Raw genomic sequence first — 16211 nt, 5'->3', positions numbered from 1 at the left:
AAGCGACGCCGAAGGCGCCCTTGACTTTGGAGGGGCGGCCCCGTACGCCAGCGCCACCCCACCACACGAACACCCTTTACTCCAATACCGGACGCCCCCTCATCCCAATATCGGACACTCCCCCAGCCAGGCCGAAAATTGCGCCCTAAAGCCGTTCACCGATCCTGAGATAAAACTGCCCGACCACCCACTAAACCCCAAAAGCCAACCACTCGAACGCGCACCCCATAAGCAATTCACAACCCGGAGCGGATACCGCATTGGCGACCCGCCCATGGAACAGGACCCGTCTACACGCACGCGCCAAGCTCTCTAAAACATCGTCCCAGCGCAAAACCAACCCAGGACGGCGGTCAGTCGCGGTCGTCGCCGGTGGGGAGGGCGGTGACGCGGCCGGGCTTCCAGCCTCGGCGGCGGCCCATCGGGATGACGGCGCCGCCGAAGGCGACGATCAGGGTGAGGCCGAGGGCGCCGCCCGCCACGGCGAGGCCGATGTTGCGGGTGCGGTGGTCGACGGGTTCGGCGGCGGCGATGGGGACGGGATTACTCAGGGGACGGGACACCGAGGTCTCGCCGGGCTTGGCGGTCGGGTCCACGATGGCGGACACGGCCTGCAGCGGGCTGATCATGCCGTACCCGCTGCCCTGCCCGTTGCCGCCCTCGGCGGTGATCAGGATCCGGTTGATGACCTGCTGGTAGTTCAGCTTGGGGTAGCGGGACCGGACGAGCGCCGCGACACCCGCGGCGTAGGGGGCGCTGAAGCTGGTGCCCTGCTGGCCGCCGATGTAGCCGTTGCCGACGGTGGAGATGATGTCCTGGCCGGGCGCGGAGACGTCGATGCGCGTCTTGTGGTTGGAGAAGTCGGAGATCGTGCCGTTCTCGTCCACCGCCGCGACGGACAGGACGCCCGGGTAGTTGGCCGGGTAGCCGGCGGTCTCCTTGCCGCGCTCGTCCTTGTCGACGTTGCCGGCGGCCGCGACGATCAGCACGTCGTGCTGCTTCGCGACCTGGACGGCCTGGCGCAGCAGCGTGGTGTCGGGCGCGCGCGCCGACACGTTGATGACGTTCGCGCCATGCTCGGCGGCCCACGTGATGGCCTTCGGCAGCAGGGTGTTGTCCTCGGTGCTCTCACCGGTGGTGAACTTGGCGTCGATCAGCCTGGCCTGCGGCGCGACGCCGACGAACGGGACGTTGCGGCGGCGCAGGTCGGAGGCGGCGATGATGCCGGCGACCTCGGTGCCGTGCCCGTAGCAGTCGGTGGGGGTGGTGCCCGTCGCGTCGAAGCTGCCGCTGATCTTGCCCTTGAGCTGCGGGTGGGCGGCCTCGATGCCGCTGTCGACGACGGCGACGGTCACGCCGGCGCCGCGGCTGATGGACCACGCCTGCTCGAAGTCCAGTCGGCGCTGCGCCCACGGCTCCTGGGTGATCGCCGAGGCGGGCTGGCCGCTCGGCTTGTTGCACTGCGCACCGGACGAGCCCTGCTGCTTCTGCGGCTGTCTCGGCTTCTCGGTCTTCTTCTGCGTCGGCTTCGTGGTGGGGGACGGCGCGACGTACGGGCGGCCGCCGGGCGCCGCAGACGCGGCCGGGGCGAACACCAACGCCGAGGTCAGGGCCAGGCAGGTGGCGCCGGCCACGAGTCCCGCTCCGCGCATACCCCATCTCTCCTGAAACCGTGCGAACGCCATGACTCTAGACGATCCCCGCCGTTATCCGGACTCCTCGTCCTTGCGCGGCGGTTCGACGCGGCTGTCGTCCCAGGTCCAGCCGAGGGTCCGGGCGGCCTCGGCGAGGGCGTCCCGGGTACGGCCGCTGATCTCGACCGGGTAGTCGGCCATGCCGGTGTCGTGCTGGACGATCACGTCGGGGCCCGCCGAACAGGGCGGTGTCGGCGCCGAGTTCCCGCCAGTTCTGGAAGCCCATCGGCCGGTAGGCCGCCTCGATGCGGTCCCGCGGTGGCGGGCCGTCCGCGAAGTCTCCGTCGACGAGCTGCACCGACCACCCGAAATGGGACGGCAGCCGGACGGCGGCGAGCAGCACAAAGAACTCCGAGATCGACCGGGCCTGCAGCACCCACTCGTCCTCGTCCACGCTGACCAGGACCCGCGGGTCGTCCTGGCCGGCCTCGCAGGCGAGGTAGCCCCATTCGTTGCAGTACTGATATTCGGCTTTGAAGACGCAGAGCCGCAGGTCACCGCCGGGTTCGACGAACGGGTTGGCCTCGGGCAGCCCCTCGGCGACGCCGTAGCCGGACGGGTCGGGCCGCAGCGTCGGCGGGTACTCGGGGTTAGTCCAGTACAGGCGCGGCGAGTAGGTGAAGGAGTTGAACGGCAGGTCCCACCACTCGTCCAGGGCCGCGGGGATGGGCAGCGCAAGGTCGACGCCCTCGAAGGGGTCCTCCTCCTCGCCGGTCCATCCCTCCTTGAGCGCGCGGACGTAGGCGCGGTGCTCGCTCTCCGACCATTTCGGCCACGGGACGGCTCCGGCGGGCACCTGGTAGCCCCACTCGTCCTGGAACTGCCGCAGCAGGTCCCAGCGCGGATGCGGCGGCGCCAGCCGGTCCGCGAAGCGCCCATAGTCGATGATCTCCGTCACGGTGGCAGCGTAGCGGCGAACCGGGGCACGACGGACCCGCATCGGCGGCGCCGTCAGGAGGTGTAGTGGCCGTCGTCCATGCCGTCGCCGAAGTCGCGGGCCGACTTGACGGCCTCCGCGCCGGTCCGGGCCCACAGGCTGCCCGCCACGTTGGCGGTCTGGCCGACGAACGAGCCGTCCATGGCCTCGGTGTAGCGGCGGTAGGCGGACGGCGTGAACATGACCTCCGCCACGTTCGAGCCGTTGATCTTCGGGTCGGCCCAGCGGTTGATCTGGTCGCTGCGCCGGCCGAGCGCGGCGGCGGCGTCGGCGGCGCGCGTGCTGGTGCCGCTGAAGCGGTCCACGAACCGCCGGATGACCTGCAGCAGCCGGGCGAGCCGCTTGCCGAGCCGGGCGAACAGCGCGATGGCGTCGCCGACGACGCTGGCGATGAAGAAGCCGAGCGAGCCGCCGAAGGTGAACACCGAGGTCGCCAGGGCCAGCAGCGCCTTGGAGACGACCTTGCCGACCCACTCGGAGATCGCCGCGAACACGAACGCGCGCTCCACCGCGACGACCTGCCCGGCGACGGCGATGCCCTGGGAGGTGTGCTGCGCGGTCTGGGCGACGGCGCTCAGCGCGCCGACGTACTCCTTGGCCGTGTTGCGGTAGGCGGTGGACGCGTCGCCGCCCCACGCGGCGACGTCGCCGATGGCGTCGGAGTAGTCGTTCGCGGCGCCCATCAGCTCGGTCGCGACGTTGGACCAGGTCTTCGACAGCGCCTGGATCTGCTTGGGGTCGCCGGTCAGCACCTCCAGCGGCTCGCGCAGGAACGCGATGTGCTCCAGCAGCCACCCGACGCCGGCGCTCAGGACCGCGCCGAGCGGGTCGAGCGCGATGCCGAGGGCGTCCAGGCCGACGGCGAGTCCGTCGACCGCGAGGGTCTCCCAGTTCTTACCGTCGCCGATGTCGGCGACGAGGCCGTCGATGCTGTCGGCGAGGCCGGCGCCCTCGAACCGCTTCTGCCCCTCCGGCTGCGCGATCAGGTCGTTGGGGGTGGTCATCGGGCCTGCTTCGTGAGCGCCTCGATGGCCTTCTCGACCGCCTCGTAGTTCTGCCTGGTGCTGCGCAGCCCGGTGGCCAGCGAGCGGCCGAGCTCAGCGGCCTTCTTCACCATGTCGTCGGAGTCGCCGAACAGGCCGGCGAGCGTCGGCTCGATGATCGGGGAGCAGAGCGCGCCGTACATCTGCCAGCCGCCGAGCGTGGACTGGGCGGCGGCCTGGTTCGCCTTGTCGACGCGTCCGACGGCGTGGTCGACCTTGCCCGCGTGCGTGTCGAGCGCGGACCTCTCTACTTCGAAACCGTTCTCGCCCATGGGGCTCCTTCGGGTGCGGGGCGGTCGCCGGAAGGATCACCGGCGAGGGGCGGGCGCGCTGACGAACGCCGGCGTCCGGATCACCGAGACCGGGTCACCAGGGCCGGCGGTCCTGCTCGTCGTCCTCGTCGGCCGGGGGCAGCGCGGCGCGCAGGAAGTCCATGGCCTCGGAGTCGTCGCCGACGACCTGCGACATGATCTCGACGGTGCGGGCGGCCCCGCGCCCGCACGCCTTCCGGTAGGTCTCCATGATCGACGCGGTGAGCTGGGCGCCGCTCATCCGGTCGGCGTGCGAGGACAGCCGCAGGTCCAGCAGCACGCCGCTCGGGTTCACGGTCACGGTGACCGCGTTGTCCCGGCTGGTCAGCGTCGTGGTGTTGGCGGCCAGTTCCTGTTGGGCACGGTCCGCGCGCTCCTTCATGTCCGCGGCCCACTGCTGCTGGTCGCGCAGCCACTTCTCAGGGTCGGCGATGGCGGGCGGCAGGTTCGGGTCCATGCACTTCTCTTCCGGACGGGTGACCGGATCCGGACATTACAACAAAGATTCACCGTGTCGCCACGTAGCGATCTTTATTCGGCCAGGGAGCGGCGGTACGGCGCCGGGTCAATCGCCGGAACGGTCCACCTGCGCCACCTGCGCCGCTTGCTCCAGCCGCGCCCGGTCGTCGAGCCACTCGTGCGGCGGACGGCCCGCGCCCAGCTCGACGAGCGGGACGCCCGGCGCCAGATCGTGCAGGGCCCGCTCCAGCGCGCGCCGATTCAGCCACCAGTCCCGCTGGCGGACGTAGGCGCTGACCGCGTGGTCGCGCGGGAAGGCGTCACCGGCCAGGCGTTCGACCATGTGGCCGAGGGTCTCGCGGTCGGTGTCGCGCAGGTCGGGGCGTTCGCGGGCGGCGGTGAGCCGCTGCTCGAACTCGGCGACGCCGCCCGGCGCACCGTCCCGGAGACTGACGCCGAGGTGGCGCATCGGCGCGCGGCGGACGACCCGGGGAACGTCGAACCGGACGATCGCGTCCACGTCCGACCACGGGAAGAACCGCGGCGGCGTCCCTGGCCCCGCGCCGATCCGGACGCCGTCCGGCTCGACGGCGAACGCCGTCCACCGGCTGCGCGCCATGCGGCGCAGGCGCGCGATCCCGCTGCCGACCAGCCACAGGACGAGCACGACCCAGAACACGACGCCGAGGACGGCCTGCCAGGCCCGCATCTCCGCCATGAACATCCCCGCCGCCACGAGCGGAGCGGCGGCCGCACCGATGACGATCATCAGCACGGGCAGCACCGGGACGAACCGGACTCTGTACGGCATCCGGTGAGCTTAGAGGCGCCGTCGGCCGTACTAGCATTCGGCGGGTGCAGTCCACCGCGCCGGTCCCTCCGCCCCCGGGGGAGCCGTTCGGCGAAGGCGGGAACCGCGCGTCCGCGAGGCGCCGGCTGGTCCCCGTCATCGTCGTGTGCGCCGCCGCTGCGCTGGCGGCCGTGACGTGGGCGGCGGGCGGGTTCAAGGAGGCGCCGAAGCAGCCCGTCGAGAAGCCCGGCAAGGCGCTGGACGCCGGCCTGTTCACCGTGACCGTGCACGACGCGCGGATCGGCCTGGTGAAGGGCCCGTTCGACTCGGCCGCGAAGCGGTACCTGATCGTCCGGATGCGGGTCGTCAACAACGGCAAGGAGACCGCGTCGCTCGGCGACGGCGGGCTGGCGGACGGGCTCGCCGCGCGCACCAAGGCCGGCAAGTGGCTCGAACCCGACGACGTCGAGGGTGTCGCGGCGGGCGCGAAGACGAACACGACGCAGCCCGGCCTGCCCGTCGAGGCCTCGGCGATGTGGAAGATGGGCCCGGCGGACGCGCCGACCCGGTTCACCATCGGGCTGCGCAAGTGGGAGTACCGGACCGGGTTCACCGACGTCAGCTACAACTGGCTGGTCGACCGCCAGAGCGACTCGCTGGTCGCCAGGATGACGCTCCCGATCGCCGCGCCCGCGCCGATCGCGAGCCCCGCGCCGTCCTCGACGCGCGCGCTGTCCCCGACCCGGACGGCGCGGCCGACGCGCGGCGCGTCACGTCCGCCCGCGCAGCGCACCCGCCCCGCGAAGCCCCGGCCGACCGCGAGCCACCGGTGAACGGGCGGGCGCTGCTGGTGCGGGGCGGGACCGCCGTCGTCGGGACGGCCCTGCTCGCCGCCGCGATGTGGGTGCACACGATGCGCCCGCAAGTGGACGCCAAGGAGATGGACCCGATCCGCAACGGCGGAAAGGTCGGGCAGGTCGTCTCCAACCGGATGTTCAGCGTCCGCGTCGACGAGGTGAAGGCGGCACGGTCGCTGGCGCCCGAGCTGAGCTTCGGCAACCAGCCGGCGATCGGCACCGACGGCATCTACCTCGCCGTCCGGATACGGGTGAAGAGCCAGCGCGAACCGCTCCGGCTCGGGACCGCGATGCTGGAGACGCCCGGCGGCTACCGCTACCGCTACGACCCGCGGGTCGGCCCGTCGAGCGACGTCCCGGACATGGAGCCGATGATCTGGGCGCCGGGGACGCTGCTGTTCGAGCTGCCGAAGAAGCGCCTGCAAGGGGCCCACCTGGTCGTCGGGACGGGCGGGCTGCTCCCCCAGCTGTCCGCCGCCGCCGACATCGACCTCGGGATCGGGAAATCCGACGCGGAGGCGCTGATCAGCGGCGCCGCCGACCGCTACGACCCGGAGGCCGCGACACCATGACGACCGCCGGTCCCGCCTTCGGCGACCCCTACGACGACCCGCAGCGCACCAACCCCGACCTGCCCCGCGTCACCCCCGCGCCGCGGCTGCGCCCCCGCGACCGGCGCATCGTCCAGGCGCTGGCGCTGACCGCCCTGCTGCCCGCGTTCCTCGTCCTGAAGTGGACGGACGAGACCGACAGCATGCAGAAGAACCTGAAGCCGCCCGAGAAGGTGACGACCGTCCCGAACGGCGCGACCGGCACGCTGGCGGGCGCCCAGTGGAAGGCGGTCGCCCGGCAGGCCCGCGCGCCGCTCGCCTTCGGGACGAAGCCGAAGGACGACACCGTCACCGAACTGCAGGTCGTGCTCGCCGTCCGGCCGGACGACGCGGCCGCCGCGAAGACGATCGGGTCCTACGGCTTCGTCTACACCTTCACCGACGGCGGCGGCCGCAGCTGGTCGGCGAACGGCCTCGCCGCCGGGACGCCGCGTCCGGGCGCCGTGACGCGGCTCACCGTCAGGGGGACGGTGCCCCGAACCGAGGCTGCGGCGCTGGCGCTGCGGGTGCAGGCGCCGAAGACGTCACGGAAGTCCGGGAAGCCACTGCCTTCGCTGCGTTTCGCTCCGTGACCCGCGCCATCACCAGGTTGAACGCCGCCGCGAGCAGGCAGATCCGCAGGATCTCGAAGACCAGCCCGGTGCCGTAGTCCACCATCGGCAGCCGCGGCATCCACCACGTCACCTCGTGCGGGCCGAGCAGCTCGTACACCCACCGGCGGGACGCGTCCTCCCCCACGTCCAGCGCGGAGAACAGCAGGCAGAACACCGCGAACGGCAGCATCCCGGACCGGCGGACGAGCCGCAGCCCGTACCAGGCGGGCAGCCACATCTCGCGGAACCCGCGGGTCAGCACCTCCCGGACGCTGCCCTGCCGCTCGATCCCGCCGGCCGCCGCGAGCCGCCGCGCCGCCCGGCCGCGCCCGAGCACGACCCGCTCGTCACCGGCGTCCAGGCCGAGGATCACCCCGGCGATGACCAGCCAGATCAGCGCGCCGAGCACCGCGTCCTTGAACGGCGGCCACAGGTCCGGGACGGGTCCGGCGGCGCCGTCGACCCACTGCCAGGCCTGCCGCGCGGTGATCCAGCCGACCGCCTTGCCGCGCAGCTGGTCGATCGTGAAGATGCCGAACAGCGTGAAGTTGATCTCCAGGAAGGCCATCAGCGCGCCCGCCGAGCGGCCGAGCCGCTCCTCCAGCAGCCACTCCACCGCAGTCTTGACCAGGAAGAACGCGACCGTGATGGCGACCGCGAGGATGAGGTGCTTCTGCAGCGAGAGCAGCATCCCCATGCCCTTGAGCTGCCCCTGGAAGCCGCCCTCGGCGAACCCGCGGCTGGAGGCCATGTCGGCGAACTCGCGGGCGTCGTCGGTCTGCATCCCCCACGCCAGGTAGAAGATGACGAACGGCAGCGCCGCCCGCGCCATCGCGCCGACCACCGACTCCTCGTTGCCGACCGCCCACGGCGTCAGGTCGCCGTCCGCCTCTCGCGCGTGCACCACGTCCAGGCCCTCGCGGACGCAGTGCACCATCAGCACGGCGGTGGCCAGCGTGATCACCACCAGCAGGCCGACGGTGACCAGCGGCGCGACCGTCGCCGCCGTCCCCTTCGCCCCGCCGAGCCGGTACCCGCCGTACAGCACGCCGTACCGCAGCAGCCGCCCCGCGGTGAACCACAGGGTCAGCGGCAGGACGAACCGCCCCGCGAGCTTGAGCGCGGCCCACGGCAGCAGCAGCGGCGAGCGCGCGGACAGTACGGACATCGCGCCGATGCTACTCCGCGGACCCCGGCCGCCCCACCGTCCGGAGAACGGCGAACCCCGCCGCCCGGACGGACCGGGACGGCGGGGTTCGGCGATTCGGATCAGATGGTCGGACCGGACGGCCGGATCAGATGGCCACCTCGAGCGCCGCGACCTCACCGGTCTTGGCGGTGACGGCGTTGTCGACGCTCACCCCGCCCGCGGCCAGGACGCGCACGGTCCAGTCGCCGTCGGCGGCGAAGAAGCGGAACACGCCCTCGTCGCCGGTGACGACCTCCGCGGTGAACTCGCCGGTCGAGTCGAGCAGGCGCGCGTACGCGCTCGACACGGGGGCGCCGTCACGGGTGACGGTGCCCTGGATGACGGCCTCGTTGGTCAGGTCGACGGTCGCGGGTAGGTGCGCCGTCTGCTCGGGCGCTGCGCAGCCCTGGGTCATTGCTCCTCCATCTCCGTGCACACGGAAGGATTCGTTCCGCCGGCGGCGGTGGGGTGTTCTCTGGGCGGTGGCGTGCTCTCGGACTCGTGGTGCTCGGGCCGGCCGAGCCCGGATTACTTGGGCTCGCCGAGTTCGATCGGCACGCCGACCAGCGAGCCGTACTCGGTCCACGAGCCGTCGTAGTTCTTCACGTCCTGCAGGCCGAGCAGCTCGCGCAGCGCGAACCAGGTGTGCGACGAGCGCTCGCCGATCCGGCAGTAGGCGATCGTGGACTTGCTCAGGTCGACGCCGGCCTCGGTGTAGATCTGCCGGAGCTCGTCGTCGGACTTGAACGTGCCGTCGTCGTTGGCCGCCTTCGACCACGGGATGCTGCGCGCGGTCGGCACGTGGCCGGCCCGCTGCGACTGCTCCTGCGGCAGGTGCGCCGGGGCGAGCAGCTTGCCGCTGAACTCGTCCGGGGACCGGACGTCGATCAGGTTCTTGGCGCCGATCGCGTCCACGACCTCGTCGCGGAAGGCGCGGATCGCCAGGTCCTGCTCCTGCGCCTTGTAGTCGGTGCGCGGCCGGGACGGGACGTCCTCGACCAGCTCGCGGGAGTCCAGCTCCCACTTCTTGCGGCCGCCGTCGAGCAGCTTGACCTTGCCGTGCCCGTACAGCTTGAAGTACCAGTACGCGTAGGCGGCGAACCAGTTGTTGTTACCGCCGTAGAGGATCACCAGGTCGTCGTTGGCGATGCCCTTGGAGGACAGCAGCTGCTCGAAACCGGTCTTGTCCACGAAGTCGCGGCGGACCGGGTCCTGCAGCTCGGTCTTCCAGTCGATCTTCACGGCGCCACGGATGTGGCCCTTGTCGTAGGCGGACACGTCCTCGTCCACCTCGACCAGGACCAGGCCGGGGTCGTCCAGGTGGGCCTCGACCCAATCGGTGTCCACCAGGACGTCGGAGCGGCTCATGCGGGAACCTCCCTGTCGGAGCGAATCTTCGCGGTGATACGTCGGAAGAGCGGATATATCTCGCAGCCGAGGCAGAACCCGAACGCCGCGTTCAGGAACGCCGCCGCCAGCGCGAGGGCGGTGGCACCGATGCCGAGCCAGGTGATCCCCGTCCCGTATCCGACCGTCCCCGCCAGGGCGAAGACGAACCCGACGCCCTGCGCGAAGCGGGGCGGGGCCTCGTCCTCGGTGTCCCGGGGAGGGGCGAGCCGGGGGCGGATCAGCGCTTTGAACACCAGCCCGTACGGGGCGTACCGGAGGCCGAGGAACGCGCCGATGGCGAACACGACGGCCTGAGCGGCGAGCAGTGCCCAGCTTCCGGTGACCAGGACCACCACGAGAACGACCGTCGTGACCGAAGCGCCGAAGCGCGGCCCACGCGGATCAACCTGCATCGGGGTGCTCCAGGGCGGAGAGGAAGCGTGCGTACGAGCGTGGAAATCGGAAGAGCTCGGGGCGCGGAAGGGCTCGATGCCTCAGGCCGGGCGACAGAGCGAGGCGGCCACGCGGCAGAAGTCGACCGCGCGGCGCTTCGTGAGCATCTGCTCTGTCCAGTAACGCACGACCACGATGTTAAGCCGACAATCCACGCGCTGTCACATCCGTCTCGCCTTGCGAGACAGTGACATGTGTCTTATCGCAGGTCATCCGGGTACGGCTCACTGGTTGACCTGCCCCTCCCGGGGTCTTGACAGCGTCGAGCGGCGCCCGGCCGCGGCGGTGCCCGGTCACGGGATCGCGACGCCGAGCGCGGCGATCACGTCGGCCTTGCGGGGCGCCCCGGCGGCGCGCCGGACGACCCGTCCGGCACCGTCCAGGATGAGGACCGTCGGCGTCCGCACGACGTTCAGCCTGCGGACCAGCTCCAGGTGCGCCTCGGCGTCCAGCTCCACGTGCGCGACGCCGTCCACCATCCCGGCGACCTCGCCGAGGACGCGGCGCGTCGCGCGGCAGGGGGCGCAGAACGCGCTGGAGAACTGGACGAGCGTGGCCTTCTCACCGAGGTCGGCGCCCAGCTCGTCGGGTCGAAGGGTGTCGCCCACCTGGTCGTCGCCGTCCTTCCCCGCACCCGTGCCCGCGCGCGCCGGCGCCGCGCGCAGCACGCCGTCGCGGCGGCGGCGGACGAGTCCGAACACCGTCGCCGCCACCAGCACCGCCACGGCAACCCATACTCCGGTCATCGTTGGCGACAACCCGCCGGAGCCCGCGTTTCTTCCACGGACGCGAGCCTACGTGGGGATGGTGAGCAGCGGCTTCCCGTCCAGGCCGACGATCTCGAAGGAGTACAGCTGGCCGCGCGGGAACATCGTCGAGCCGTGGTAGTCGCCGTAGCCGCTGTCGTAGGGGACGGACCAGCTGCCGATGGCGTCCCGCCGCCCGTCCCGGGCGATCACCATCATCCGGCAGTGCTCCCCCTTCGGCACGCCCGACAGGTACAGCTCGACCTGCGTGCCCCACTCCTTGCGCTGGAGCCAGACGATCCCCTTGATCCTGGTGTCGGGGTCGGTGGCGACGATCCGCTCGCCGCGGCCCGTCGGCCGCACCGTCTGCTCCGGCTCGGGTTCGGACGAGGCCGACGGAGACCCCGAGGCGGCTGGCGGCGACGCGGTACGGCCGCCGTCCTCCGACGAGAACACCAGGCCGCCGAACAGCGCCCCCACGACGAGCAGCAGGCATGCGGCGGCGGCGAGCGGGGCCCAGCGCCCGATCGAGCGCGGGCCCCGTCCGCCGGCCCCCCGCCCCAGCGGGCCGAGCCATCCCCTCCGTCGTTCGGCCGCGCGGGACAGCAGCCCGTCCAGCAGTTCGGGACCGGGCCCCTCCGCCTCCCCCCGCCGGACCACCTGCTCCAGCTGGGACTCCTCGACCCGGCCGAGCAGCGCGGGCAGCCCCGCCAGTCCGGCCAGCTCGTCCCGGCACGCCGGGCAGCCCTCCAGGTGCGCATCGACCTGCCCGCGCTCGGCCGGGTCGATCGCGCCGACCACGTACACGCCGAGCGAGGTGCGCACGTCCGCGCATTCGTTCATGGCGCCAACCCCCGCTCCTCCAATGCGAGTTTGAGCGCCCGCAGTGCGTAAAACGTGCGGGACTTCACGGTGCCCGCCGGGATGCCGAGCGACTTCGCCGCCTCGGCGACCGACCGGCCGCGGTAGTAGGTCTCCACCAGCACGGCCCGGTGCGACGGGGTCAGCTCGGCGAGCGCCTCGGCGACCGTCCAGGACTCCAGCGCCCGGTCGATGTCGTCCGACCCCGGCACGGTCGTCAGCACGTGCTCGTCGATGCCGGTCTCCGGGGGCCGCGCCCGCTTCGCCCGGTGCGCGTCCACGACGAGGTTCCGCGCGACGGTGAACAGCCACGGACGCACCGGACGGCCCGCGAGCGCGTCCGGGTGCTTCCAGGCGCGCAGCAGCGTCTCCTGCACGACGTCCTCGGCCTGGAGCCGGTCGCCGCCGGTCAGCCGCAGGACGTAGCCGAGCAGCGGCCCGCCGTGCTCGCTGTACAGGGCGCGCAGCAACCCCTCATCCGCGGTGGGACCCACACCACTGTCACGTATCCGCGGCCGCACCGGTTCAGGGTGTTCGCGGCTATTTCTGCTGCTGCTGGAGATCGTTGAGGTTGACGTTGTGGGCGGTCGCGCCGACCCGCAGCCCCTCGGGGGTCGGCTGGATCTCGCTGATCTGCGACCCGACGGGCAGGTCCCGCACCGGGACGATCCAGGTGAGCTGCTGGCGGACCAGCGTCAGCGGCAGCTGCGCGGCCCCGTCGGTGCCCACCGACTCCGGCGTGATCGCGATCCCCTTGGAGGTCGGCTTCACCGACACCACCGCGCTGCCGTTCACCGGGAAGCCGAGGACGCTGCCGGTCAGGTCCACGGCGAGGTCGTCGCCCTTCGGCGCGATGCTCTTGACCTCCTTCGGCGCCTCCTTCTTGATCACGTCGTAGGGGACGATCGCGGAGGCGGTCGCGGTGTCGGCCGTCATGTTCGTGGTGTCGCCGTTGATCACGTCCGACAGCGGCGCGTTCAGCCCGCGCATGTCCACCTTGACGCCGGAGACGGTGACGCCCTGCTCGGTCCAGTCGCCGATGTCCACGGTGATGTGGTGGTACTCGCCGCCGACCACCTGCGTCAGGAACGGGATGCCGTGGATCGTGACATCGGGCTTCTGCGGCAGGTTGTACTGCGCCGCGACCTGCTGCCCGATCCGGTCCTGGGCGATCCGGACTCCGACCCGGTCGGCGACGACGAGGCCCACGGCGACCACGATCAGCAACGCCAGCAGTGCTTTGCGCATCTCTCTCCCTCGGGCGGCGGCACGCGCGCGATGACGGCGCCGCCACACCTTATTGCCCAGAACGCCCGAGTCGAGTCGCACTGCGGAATGAGATCGGCGCGCCCCGCGTCACACCGCGAGATCAGCCGCCGGCGAAGGGCGGCAGCACCTCCACCACGCCGCCTTCGGGGAGCGGCACCGCCTCGTGCGGGCGGCCGCCCACCGGGTCCCCGTCGATCAGGAACGAGCTGCGTCCGACGACCCGCGCGAACTCCGCGCCGCGCCCGTCCCGCGCCAGCGCCGCCTCGATCGCCTCCGCCAGCGTGCCGGCGTCGTAAGGCTCCTCATGCGTCCCCGCCGCCGCCTTCGCGGCGGCCCAGTAGCGCATCGTCCCTCTGGCCACGCTCCCACGATCTCATGCCCGCGCCGCAGGTGGCCATTGCCCGCCGGGACGGCTCGGATATGCTCATGACGAGGGATCCGGGCGACGAGGCCATGGAGTTCATCCGCAAGGCCCCTGCATGGCCGCCTCGTCTTCGAGCCGCCGACCGTGGCCGGGGGCTTTGGAGGATGGGCCGCCTGGGTCCTAACGTCTTTTAGGGACGAGGAGGCGGCACTTGAGCAGTTTGCTCTTGCTGACCAACGCGCTGGAGCCGTCCGACGAGGTCCTGCCCGCGCTCGGGCTGCTGCTGCACTCGGTGCGGGTCGCCCCCGCCGAGGCGTCCGCGCTGATCGACGCGCCGCCCGCCGACGTCGTGCTGGTGGACGCGCGGCGCGACCTGGTCCAGGCCAAGAGCCTGTGCCGGCTGCTGCGCACCACCGGACTGGACTGCCCGCTGCTCGGCATCGTGACCGAGGGCGGCCTCGCCGCGCTCAGCTCCGAGTGGGGGCTGGACGACCTGCTGCTGCAGACCGCCGGGCCCGCCGAGGTCGAGGCGCGGCTGCGGCTCGCGGTCGGCCGGGCCGCCGCGGTCGCGGGCGCCGACGAGGTGCCCGGCGAGATCCGCAGCGGCGAGCTGACCATCGACGAGGCCACCTACACCGCCCGCCTGCGCGGCCGGATCCTGGACCTCACCTTCAAGGAGTTCGAGCTGCTGAAGTACCTCGCGCAGCACCCGGGCCGGGTCTTCACCCGCGCCCAGCTGCTGCAGGAGGTGTGGGGCTACGACTACTTCGGCGGCACCCGGACGGTCGACGTGCACGTCCGGCGGCTGCGCGCCAAGCTCGGCGCCGAGTACGAGTCGCTGATCGGCACCGTCCGCAACGTCGGCTACCGCTTCGTCCCCGACCACCGCCCCGGCGACGCCGAAGAAAGAACCCCCGCCAAAGCGTAGTCGCCCAGGCCCGGCGGGCCCGAAGCTCAGCCGACCTCACGGGCGGGCACGCGGAGCGAGTGCAGCGAGCGGAGCGGGGCTGCCCGCCGGGCGACAGGCTGTTTCGCGCGGAGCGCCAGCGGAGCGGGAAACAGCCTGTCGACCGTGACGGGGGTCAGGGGGTCGTCCCCCTGGAAACGACGGCGCCGGTGTCGGGGTCGAGGATCACCTGCTTCGCCTTGGGGTGGCGGAAGTCGAACATGCCCTCGATGCTGCCGGCGCGGCCGTCGAAGGAGGCGTCGCCGAGGCGGCCGGTGCCCCAGTTGTCCTCGATGAAGCGCAGCACCGACGCCTGCTCGACCGCGTGGTGGTCGACGTGGTTGACCTTCGCGTACGGCGAGACGACGAGCATCGGGAGGCGCTGGCTCGGGCCGCAGCGGTCCTGGTAGCCGCCCGCCGCCTTGACCTTCGTGCACAGGGGCTGGTCCTGGGCGGGGTCGGCGGAGCCGTTGGTGATGCGCGGCGCGGCGTGGTCGTACCAGCCGTCGGAGTCGTCATAGGCGAGGACGACGGCGGTGGACTTCCACTCCGGCGACTTCTGCAGCTTGTTGATGGTGCCGGTGACGAACTTCTGCTCGTCGATCGGGTCGGAGTAGCCGGCGTGGCCGTCCTGGTAGGACGGCGCCTTGAGGAAGCTGACGGCCGGCAGGTTGCGGGCGTTGAGCGCGGCGTCGAAGTCCGTCAGGTCGTACTGGTGGTTGGCCTGGTCGGTGCGGCCGATGGCCTGGACGGATGAGGGCGGCAGGTGCTTCTCGTTCGCCGTCGACTTGTAGTACTGGAACGGCTCGTGGTGCGGGCTGTAGTCGACGACCTGGTTCTTGCCGATGTTGGCGTGGGCGGCGCCGCAGACGGCGTAGCCGTTCGCCTTGCCGGTGGGCCGGAACCCGCCCTGGAACCAGCCCCAGGTGACCTTCCTGGCGTTGAGGAGGTCGCCGACGTTCTTGCCGGTCATGACGGCGAGGGCGTTGGTCGAGGTGTGGTTGTTGTCGGAGCAGTCGTCGAACGCCGGGTCCGGGTCGTTGATCATCGTCCCGATGCCGTTCGCGTCCGGGGACTGCACGGCGTAGGCGTCGGAGACCTTCTCGTGGGTCTTCGGGTCGACCGCGTACACGCCGTGGGTCTGCCCGGAGATGAGGTTGATGGCGCCGGGGGTGGACGGCCCGAACGTCCCGTCCCACGAGTTGTCGCTCATGGCGTAGTGCTGGGCGTAGTTCCACATGCCGGTGACGGTGTTGCCGTCGAAGTAGTCCATGACGAGGCCGGGCTCGCCGAACAGGATCGGCTGGCCGGTGCACTTGTCCTTGCCGGTGAACTCGACGAACTTGTCCATCTTGCCGCCGTTGACGGCCTTCTGCTCGGCGCCGTAGTTGTGGTCCTGGTCGCAGGTGAGGGCCTGGGACGGGGTCAGCCGCTTCGGGTCGTACTGGTTCGGGTTGTGCTTCAGGAGCTTCTTGGTGAGGCCGTCGACCTTCGGGGTGTGCTTGGCGGGGTGGAACGGCGTCCCGTCGGTGTTGGCGGCGTGCGGGTAGGTGCCGAAGTAGTGGTCGAAGGAGATGTTCTCCCCGTAGATGACCACGACGTGCTGGATCGGCGTGCGCGCGGACGCGCCTGGCCCGTGCCCGGTGGCGCCCTGCTGGGACGCGAGGCCCGCCGACGCGCCGGACGAGCCGCAGGCGGC

At 71.7% G+C, this 16211-nt stretch carries 21 protein-coding genes; 4 read left to right on the top strand and 17 right to left on the bottom strand.

Annotated elements, in window-relative coordinates; translation table 11 throughout:
• Positions 1 to 353: 353 nt before the first annotated feature.
• The 6 genes from ABD296_RS45785 to ABD296_RS45760 form a co-directional block, all read right to left on the bottom strand.
• Complete coding sequence (locus tag ABD296_RS45785) at positions 354 to 1652, bottom strand: S8 family peptidase (RefSeq protein WP_344283509.1); 1299 nt, start codon at positions 1650 to 1652, stop codon at positions 354 to 356.
• Between the two features lie 37 nt (positions 1653 to 1689).
• Complete coding sequence (locus tag ABD296_RS45780; RefSeq protein WP_344283506.1) at positions 1690 to 2592, bottom strand: hypothetical protein; 903 nt, start codon at positions 2590 to 2592, stop codon at positions 1690 to 1692.
• 53 nt (positions 2593 to 2645) lie between these two features.
• Positions 2646 to 3635, bottom strand: coding sequence for a WXG100 family type VII secretion target (locus tag ABD296_RS45775; RefSeq protein ID WP_344283503.1), 990 nt, complete (start codon positions 3633 to 3635; stop codon positions 2646 to 2648).
• Positions 3632 to 3946 (bottom strand): type VII secretion target, encoded by a 315-nt coding sequence (locus tag ABD296_RS45770; RefSeq protein WP_344283500.1) that lies wholly within the window; start codon positions 3944 to 3946, stop codon positions 3632 to 3634. The genes ABD296_RS45775 and ABD296_RS45770 overlap by 4 nt, the downstream gene beginning before the upstream one ends.
• Before the next feature lie 94 nt (positions 3947 to 4040).
• Positions 4041 to 4442 carry a YbaB/EbfC family nucleoid-associated protein gene (locus ABD296_RS45765; protein WP_344283496.1) on the bottom strand — a complete coding sequence of 134 codons (402 nt, stop codon included), beginning with the start codon at positions 4440 to 4442 and terminating at the stop codon, positions 4041 to 4043.
• Between the two features lie 108 nt (positions 4443 to 4550).
• Complete coding sequence (locus ABD296_RS45760; protein WP_344283493.1) at positions 4551 to 5255, bottom strand: hypothetical protein; 705 nt, start codon at positions 5253 to 5255, stop codon at positions 4551 to 4553.
• A gap of 44 nt (positions 5256 to 5299) precedes the next feature.
• Here ABD296_RS45760 and ABD296_RS45755 point away from each other — a divergent pair, with 44 nt between their 5' ends.
• Genes ABD296_RS45755 through ABD296_RS45745 form a run of 3 tightly spaced genes read left to right on the top strand, consistent with a single transcriptional unit; the run spans position 5300 to position 7274 of the window.
• Positions 5300 to 6067 carry a hypothetical protein gene (locus tag ABD296_RS45755; RefSeq protein WP_344283490.1) on the top strand — a complete coding sequence of 256 codons (768 nt, stop codon included), beginning with the start codon at positions 5300 to 5302 and terminating at the stop codon, positions 6065 to 6067.
• Entirely contained in the window at positions 6064 to 6663 is a 600-nt protein-coding gene (locus ABD296_RS45750) for a hypothetical protein (protein WP_344283487.1), read from the top strand. The genes ABD296_RS45755 and ABD296_RS45750 overlap by 4 nt, the downstream gene beginning before the upstream one ends.
• Entirely contained in the window at positions 6660 to 7274 is a 615-nt protein-coding gene (locus tag ABD296_RS45745; RefSeq protein ID WP_344283484.1) for a hypothetical protein, read from the top strand. Before ABD296_RS45750 ends, ABD296_RS45745 begins: the two co-directional genes overlap by 4 nt.
• Here the strand turns inward: ABD296_RS45745 and ABD296_RS45740 are convergent.
• The 10 genes from ABD296_RS45740 to ABD296_RS45700 all read right to left on the bottom strand — a co-directional run bounded on the left by ABD296_RS45740 (position 7162) and on the right by ABD296_RS45700 (position 13563).
• Positions 7162 to 8463 (bottom strand): hypothetical protein, encoded by a 1302-nt coding sequence (locus tag ABD296_RS45740; protein ID WP_344283481.1) that lies wholly within the window; start codon positions 8461 to 8463, stop codon positions 7162 to 7164. The genes ABD296_RS45745 and ABD296_RS45740 overlap by 113 nt on opposite strands.
• A 127-nt stretch (positions 8464 to 8590) precedes the next feature.
• Entirely contained in the window at positions 8591 to 8899 is a 309-nt protein-coding gene (locus ABD296_RS45735) for a DUF1416 domain-containing protein (protein ID WP_285911539.1), read from the bottom strand.
• A 113-nt stretch (positions 8900 to 9012) separates the two neighbouring features.
• A complete protein-coding gene (locus ABD296_RS45730) occupies positions 9013 to 9852 on the bottom strand; it encodes a sulfurtransferase (protein WP_344283476.1) in 840 nt (279 codons plus the stop codon).
• Positions 9849 to 10286, bottom strand: a complete 438-nt coding sequence (locus tag ABD296_RS45725; RefSeq protein ID WP_344283473.1) for a DUF4395 domain-containing protein — start codon at positions 10284 to 10286, stop codon at positions 9849 to 9851. Before ABD296_RS45725 ends, ABD296_RS45730 begins: the two co-directional genes overlap by 4 nt.
• 81 nt (positions 10287 to 10367) lie before the next feature.
• The gene (locus ABD296_RS50765) at positions 10368 to 10433 is read right to left on the bottom strand and encodes an Ms5788A family Cys-rich leader peptide (protein WP_353070578.1); all 66 of its coding nucleotides are present in this window, start codon (positions 10431 to 10433) and stop codon (positions 10368 to 10370) included.
• 186 nt (positions 10434 to 10619) lie between these two features.
• Complete coding sequence (locus ABD296_RS45720; RefSeq protein WP_344283470.1) at positions 10620 to 11072, bottom strand: thioredoxin family protein; 453 nt, start codon at positions 11070 to 11072, stop codon at positions 10620 to 10622.
• A gap of 48 nt (positions 11073 to 11120) precedes the next feature.
• Entirely contained in the window at positions 11121 to 11915 is a 795-nt protein-coding gene (locus ABD296_RS45715) for an anti-sigma factor family protein (RefSeq protein ID WP_344283467.1), read from the bottom strand.
• On the bottom strand, positions 11912 to 12454 hold the full coding sequence (locus ABD296_RS45710) for a sigma-70 family RNA polymerase sigma factor (protein ID WP_455363879.1): 543 nt from the start codon (positions 12452 to 12454) through the stop codon (positions 11912 to 11914). Before ABD296_RS45710 ends, ABD296_RS45715 begins: the two co-directional genes overlap by 4 nt.
• Before the next feature lie 19 nt (positions 12455 to 12473).
• Positions 12474 to 13181 (bottom strand): LmeA family phospholipid-binding protein, encoded by a 708-nt coding sequence (locus ABD296_RS45705; RefSeq protein WP_344283461.1) that lies wholly within the window; start codon positions 13179 to 13181, stop codon positions 12474 to 12476.
• Between the two features lie 121 nt (positions 13182 to 13302).
• Positions 13303 to 13563 carry a MoaD/ThiS family protein gene (locus tag ABD296_RS45700; RefSeq protein ID WP_344283458.1) on the bottom strand — a complete coding sequence of 87 codons (261 nt, stop codon included), beginning with the start codon at positions 13561 to 13563 and terminating at the stop codon, positions 13303 to 13305.
• Between the two features lie 214 nt (positions 13564 to 13777).
• Between ABD296_RS45700 and ABD296_RS45695 the strand changes: the two genes are divergently transcribed.
• Complete coding sequence (locus ABD296_RS45695) at positions 13778 to 14494, top strand: winged helix-turn-helix transcriptional regulator (protein WP_344283455.1); 717 nt, start codon at positions 13778 to 13780, stop codon at positions 14492 to 14494.
• Between the two features lie 154 nt (positions 14495 to 14648).
• Here the strand turns inward: ABD296_RS45695 and ABD296_RS45690 are convergent.
• On the bottom strand, positions 14649 to 16211 hold a 1563-nt coding region (locus tag ABD296_RS45690; protein WP_344283452.1), incomplete at its 5' end, for a phospholipase C.

The sequence above is a fragment of the Actinomadura napierensis genome (genome assembly GCF_039529375.1).
GTDB classification, from domain to species: Bacteria; Actinomycetota; Actinomycetes; order Streptosporangiales; family Streptosporangiaceae; genus Spirillospora; species Spirillospora napierensis.
Note: the sequence above shows the minus strand (reverse complement) of the source record. Positions and strands in the feature narration are given on the sequence as shown.